This is a genomic window from Agromyces allii (assembly GCF_009749385.1).
GTDB classification, from domain to species: Bacteria; Actinomycetota; Actinomycetes; order Actinomycetales; family Microbacteriaceae; genus Agromyces; species Agromyces allii.
In genome coordinates this window covers 1-1,308 of the sequence record NZ_WBIN01000023.1, presented here as the reverse complement: position 1 = coordinate 1,308, position 1,308 = coordinate 1, and the positions used below count along the sequence as shown (strand labels likewise).

The following is a 1,308-nucleotide window of genomic DNA, read 5'->3' as shown; positions in this document are numbered from 1 at the left end:
TGAATCGGCCTGACTTTCGTTCCGTTCTTCAAGCAAGGATGGAACTCGATGAACAGGAAATACTCGCCGGAGATGCGTGAGCGGGCGTTGCGGATGCTCGCTGAGGCTCGACCTGAGCACCCGAACCTGATGAGCGCAGTCCGGCACGTGGCTGGGCTGCTCGGGATGAGCGCCGAGACGTTGCGGCTCTGGCAGCGCCGGTACGAGGTCGATGCCGGGGTGAAGCCAGGGCTGACGACGGACGCGGGGGCTGAGATCAAGCGGTTGCGGAAGGAGAACGCCGAGCTGCGGAAGGCGAACGAGATCCTCAAGGCTGCGAGCGTGTTTTTCGCGAAGGAGCTCGACCGGCCCTGACTGAGATGATCCGGTTCATCGACGAGCACCGGGATCGTTTCGGGGTCGAGCTCATCTGCCGTGTCCTCAGACCGGCAGTCACGGGGTTCCTCACCGCCCGCGGCTATCGCGCTGCCGTCGGCCGCGCACCATCGGCCCGGCAGCTGCGCGACGACCTGCTCGCGCCCGAGGTCGCACGGCTGCACGCGGAGAACTACGGCGTCTACGGCCGCCGGAAGATGCACGCGTTGATGCGCCGCCAAGGGTGGGACATCGGCCGCGACCAGACCGAACGGCTTATGCGACTGGCGGGAGTACGTGGGGTGAAGAAGTCCAAGAGAGCGTTCACGACGAAGTCCGACACGAGGACGGCGTTGCCGAGGGATCTCGTCAACCGACGGTTCACCGCCGACGCACCGAGGCGGCTGTGGGTGTGTGACGTCACCTATGTCGCGACGTGGTCCGGCTTCGCGTACGTCGCGTTCGTGACCGATGTCTACTCGCGGCGGATCGTCGGTTGGAATGTCGCCGCGACGTTGAAGGCCGAGATTCTGCCCATGCAGGCCCTCGATATGGCCGCGTGGGATGCCGGCGGCGACCTGACCGGACTGACGCATCACTCGGACCACGGATCGAACTACATGGCCATGGTCTACACCGACCGCGTCGTCGAACTCGGCGCCATCCCGTCCACTGGAACGGTCGGCGACAGCTTCGACAACGCCTTGGCGGAGGCGATCAACAACCTCTATAAGACCGAACTGATCCGCCAGCGCGGGCCGTGGCGGACCGTCGAGCAAGTCGAGCTCGCGACCCTCGAGTACGTGTGGTGGTGGAACAACCAGAGGCTGCACGGCGAGCTCGACATGCGTACCCCGATCGAGGTCGAGCAGGAGTACTACGCTGACCTGGAATCAGCCCAACCGGCACCTGCCGGACAAGCAAACCGATAGGAACGAAAGTCAGGCCGATTCA

Annotated in this window: 1 protein-coding gene; it reads left to right on the top strand. The window is 64.6% G+C overall.

Going from position 1 to position 1,308, the window contains the following annotated elements:
- Positions 1 to 48 precede the first annotated feature (48 nt).
- A protein-coding gene (locus GQR16_RS19540) for an IS3 family transposase (RefSeq protein WP_157416846.1) occupies positions 49 to 1,286 on the top strand; the annotation gives its coding sequence in 2 pieces (ribosomal slippage) (positions 49 to 334 and positions 334 to 1,286; 1,239 coding nt in all).
- Positions 1,287 to 1,308 lie beyond the last annotated feature (22 nt).